Origin of the sequence: Flavobacterium sp. (genome assembly GCF_043779715.1) — a bacterium.
Lineage (GTDB): Bacteria > Bacteroidota > Bacteroidia > Flavobacteriales > Flavobacteriaceae > Flavobacterium.
Window position 1 is genome coordinate 1 of sequence record NZ_JAYWDT010000094.1, and the last position, 3963, is coordinate 3963.

The 3963-nt window shown below is 30.8% G+C and carries 4 protein-coding genes; all 4 read left to right on the forward strand.

Annotated elements, in window-relative coordinates; translation table 11 throughout:
* Positions 1 to 24 precede the first annotated feature (24 nt).
* The 4 genes from ACH2BG_RS04735 to ACH2BG_RS04750 all read left to right on the forward strand — a co-directional run bounded on the left by ACH2BG_RS04735 (position 25) and on the right by ACH2BG_RS04750 (position 3812).
* Complete coding sequence (locus tag ACH2BG_RS04735; RefSeq protein WP_395046572.1) at positions 25 to 510, forward strand: SixA phosphatase family protein; 486 nt, start codon at positions 25 to 27, stop codon at positions 508 to 510.
* Positions 510 to 2621 (forward strand): polyphosphate kinase 1, encoded by a 2112-nt coding sequence (gene ppk1 / locus ACH2BG_RS04740; protein ID WP_395046573.1) that lies wholly within the window; start codon positions 510 to 512, stop codon positions 2619 to 2621. The genes ACH2BG_RS04735 and ppk1 overlap by 1 nt, the downstream gene beginning before the upstream one ends.
* A gap of 104 nt (positions 2622 to 2725) precedes the next feature.
* Positions 2726 to 3616 carry a Ppx/GppA phosphatase family protein gene (locus ACH2BG_RS04745; protein WP_395046574.1) on the forward strand — a complete coding sequence of 297 codons (891 nt, stop codon included), beginning with the start codon at positions 2726 to 2728 and terminating at the stop codon, positions 3614 to 3616.
* On the forward strand, positions 3603 to 3812 hold the full coding sequence (locus tag ACH2BG_RS04750) for a hypothetical protein (protein WP_395046575.1): 210 nt from the start codon (positions 3603 to 3605) through the stop codon (positions 3810 to 3812). The genes ACH2BG_RS04745 and ACH2BG_RS04750 overlap by 14 nt, the downstream gene beginning before the upstream one ends.
* Positions 3813 to 3963: the final 151 nt, after the last annotated feature.

A 3963-nucleotide genomic window follows, 5' to 3' on the forward strand; every position in this document is an offset into this window, starting at 1 on the left:
CACTTAATTAATTACAGTTAATATATGAAATCATTAATTTTAGTTAGACATTCGAAATCAAGTTGGGATTTGCCAGTTTTAGATATTCAAAGAACACTAACCGAAGCCGGAATTCTAAATATCCAGAAAGTAGCAGAAATAGCAAAAGAATTTTTACCTAATAAATACGTAATCTGGAGTAGTAATGCTGTTAGAGCATCTCAAACCGCATTATTATTTTGCAAACAAGCGCTTTTAGATGCAAATAAAATAGAATTTAAAGACAATCTTTATACTTTCGATGAAAACCAACTCGAAAAAGAAATAAAAAAATGCCCAAATGAGGTAGAAAACCTAATTCTTTTCGGACATAATGAGGCAATTACAAATTTTGTTAATAAATTTGGAGATAAATACATAACAAACGTTCCAACAGCAGGATTTGTTTACTTACAATTTGAGCAAAATAGCTGGAAAGATATTAATAAAGGAAAAACAATTCGAACCATTTTTCCTAAAGAAATAGATTAATGATAATTACTGAAAACAGATATATAGATAAAGAAAAAAGTTGGCTAGCTTTCAACTTTAGAGTTTTGCAAGAAGCTGCAGATGAACGAGTTCCGTTGTTAGACAGAATGCGGTTTTTGGGAATTTTTTCAAATAATTTAGATGAATTTTTTAGAGTTCGCTACGCAGCAATCCGCCGATTGAGTTTGGCCGGAGAAACTGCAGAGAAAATTCTGGGCGGAATCACTTCTCAAAAATTACTAAAAGAAATTACCGAAATCGTAATCGATCAGCAATCGGAAAGCTTGAGGATTTTAAGTAATATCGAAAAAGAACTAGAAAATCAGAACGTTTATATTATCAATGAAACCGAAATTTCTAAAGAACAAGAAAGTTTTGTAAAAGATTTTTTTATTCAAAAAGTGAGTCCAGCATTGGTAACAATTATCTTAAATGATTTAGCGGAATTCCCTTTACTTAAAGATACTTCGGGGTATTTAGCCATAAAATTGGTGATGAAACCAAAGGAAACTTCATCTATTCTTGAAAAGATTAAAATTAAGAAAGAAATTCGTTATGCAGTTATCGAAATTCCTAAAACCATCAACCGTTTTGTGGTTTTACCTTCGGTGAATGAAAAACAGCATATTATACTTTTAGACGACTTAATTCGTTATAATCTACATAATATTTTCAATATTTTCGATTACGAAAGTATCTCTGCTCACATGATAAAAATTACTCGTGATGCACAATTAGAGCTTGATAGTGATTTGAATAAAAGTTTTATCGAAAAAATATCTTCAAGTGTAAAAGACCGACGAATAGGAGAACCAGTACGTTTTATTTACGATCAAACTATTGATAAAGATACCTTAAAATTCTTTCTTCGCAACATGGAAATTGATGCTAAAGAAAGTATTATTCCTGGCGGAAGATACCACAATCGTCGGGATTATATGGATTTTCCAAATCTAGGAAGATATGATTTGTTATATAAAACCAATTTGCCACTTCCTGTTGAAGGACTAAGTCTTGAAGGAAGTATTCTAAAAAAAATAGAACAAAAAGATTATTTAGTAAATGCGCCATATCAGTCATTTTCATATATAATTAAGTTTTTGCGAGAAGCTGCTTTAGACCCAAAAGTATCAGCCATAAAAATTACATTGTACCGATTAGCAAAAAACTCTCAAATCGTAAGTTCTCTTATAAACGCTGCTAAAAATGGAAAAAAAGTAACCGTTCAAATCGAATTGCAAGCCCGTTTTGATGAAGCCAGTAATATCTCCTATGCAGAACAAATGCAAACCGAAGGAATCGAACTTATTTTTGGAGTAAAAGGACTAAAAGTACACAGCAAAGTTTGTCTTATAGAACGTATTGATGATGGGAAACTAAAACGTTACGGTATTATTTCTACAGGAAATTTTAACGAATCCACAGCCCAAGTTTATACCGATGTGACATTGTTTACAGCACACCAACAAATTTTGAAAGATGTATCTAAGGTTTTCGAGTTTTTTCAAATAAATTATCGAGTGTACCGATATAAACACTTAATTGTATCGCCACATTATACTCGAATTCGTTTTAATAGACTAATAGATAGAGAAATTTTGAATGCAAGTTTAGGAAAACCAGCATTTTTAAAACTAAAAATGAATAGCCTATCAGACAATAAAATGATTGATAAGCTATATGAAGCCAGTAGAGCAGGAGTTAAAATACAATTAATAATAAGAGGAATTTGCTCATTAATAGCCGGTGTAAAAGGAATGAGCGAAAATATTGAAGCCATTTCTATCGTAGATAATTATCTAGAACATTCGCGAGTATATATTTTCTGTAATAATAACGAACCAGAAGTTTATATCTCTTCTGCCGATTTTATGACCAGAAATCTAGATACAAGAGTAGAGATTACTTGCCCAATTTATGACGAAGGTATCAAAAAAGAGTTGATTGATACTTTCGATATTGGTTGGAAAGGAAACGTAAAAGTCCGTTATCATTCAGAAAAATTAGATAATAAATATCGTATGCGAGGTGATAACCCAATTTTTAGAGCACAACTGGAAACGTATAATTATTACCGAGATAAAATTGAAGTAGTTGCTGAAAAAGTTTAATTGTTGATTCGTTGATTTGTTTAATCGGTTAATCGTTTAACCGAATAAAAAAAATCAACAAAGCGATTAACCAAATTAACGATTTACAAAATCAACAAGAAGAAATGATTTCAATAAAAAAATATGCCGCCATCGATATAGGATCAAACGCCATGCGACTTTTGATTACTAATATTGTAGAACAAGTTGGTAAAGAAACACAGTTTAATAAAAGTGCTTTAATTCGAGTACCTATTCGTTTGGGGCAAGATGCTTTTACCGTTGGAGAAATCACCGAAGAAAATATAGACCGCATGGTCGATGCGATGAAAGCTTTCAAATTACTAATGAAAGTATATAAAGTAGAACAATATAAGGCTTGTGCTACATCTGCTATGCGTGAGGCATATAACGGAAAAGAAGTGGCAGAAATTATTAAGAAAAAAGCAGACGTAAAAATTGAAATTATTGATGGAAAAAAAGAAGCAGCCATTATTGCTTCTTCCGATTTGCATCAATTTATAAGAACCGAGCAAACCTATCTTTATGTAGATGTTGGTGGTGGAAGTACCGAATTTTCTTTGTTTTCTGATGGAAAAATGATTGTTTCAAAATCATTCAAAAACGGAACCGTTCGTTTGCTAAATAATATGGTAAATGATATTGTTTGGGAAGAAATTGAAAAATGGATAAAAACCAACACCGAACAATATGAGAATATTACATTAATTGGTTCTGGCGGAAACATAAACAAGATTTTTAAATTGTCAGGAAAACTGCAAGAAAAACCCTTATCTTATATGTATTTAAATACACAATATCAATATTTAAATTCATTAACTTACGAACAACGCATTGCCGAATTAGCACTTAATACAGACCGTGCCGACGTAATTATACCTGCATTAAGCATTTATCTAAAAGCCATGAAATGGAGTGGCGCCACTAAAATTTATGTTCCGAAAATTGGATTATCAGATGGTATTGTAAAAGCAATGTATTATGGGAAAATCTAAAAAAATAATCATTACGATTGGTATTTTATTTTTAATTATTGGAATCCTATTTGATACTTTTTTTGCAGGAATTCCATTTCAAGATGCATCCCAAGAAATGTTAGCTACTTATGATAAAAACTCATTAATATCTAATTTTTTAATGATTTCAGGAGTTTTTATTACTTTATTAGGTTTGATTTTGAAGAAAAAATAAACTGAAATTTAACAATATAAGGTATAGATAAGTCAGTTATAATTCTTCCTATAAAATTATTTTATATATAAATAAATACTACATTTGTCATACACTTTAGGGGTGTCTACAAACGTAGGCTGAGATTTTACCCTCTGAACCTGATGCAGTT

What these genes read in the sequence shown, in the direction of transcription:
- ACH2BG_RS04750 (WP_395046575.1), top strand. Translation starts at nt 3,603, where the DNA reads ATGGGAAAATCTAAAAAAATAATCATTACGATTGGTATTTTATTTTTA.
- ACH2BG_RS04745 (WP_395046574.1), top strand. Translation starts at nt 2,726, where the DNA reads ATGATTTCAATAAAAAAATATGCCGCCATCGATATAGGATCAAACGCC.
- ppk1 (WP_395046573.1), top strand. Translation starts at nt 510, where the DNA reads ATGATAATTACTGAAAACAGATATATAGATAAAGAAAAAAGTTGGCTA.
- ACH2BG_RS04735 (WP_395046572.1), top strand. Translation starts at nt 25, where the DNA reads ATGAAATCATTAATTTTAGTTAGACATTCGAAATCAAGTTGGGATTTG.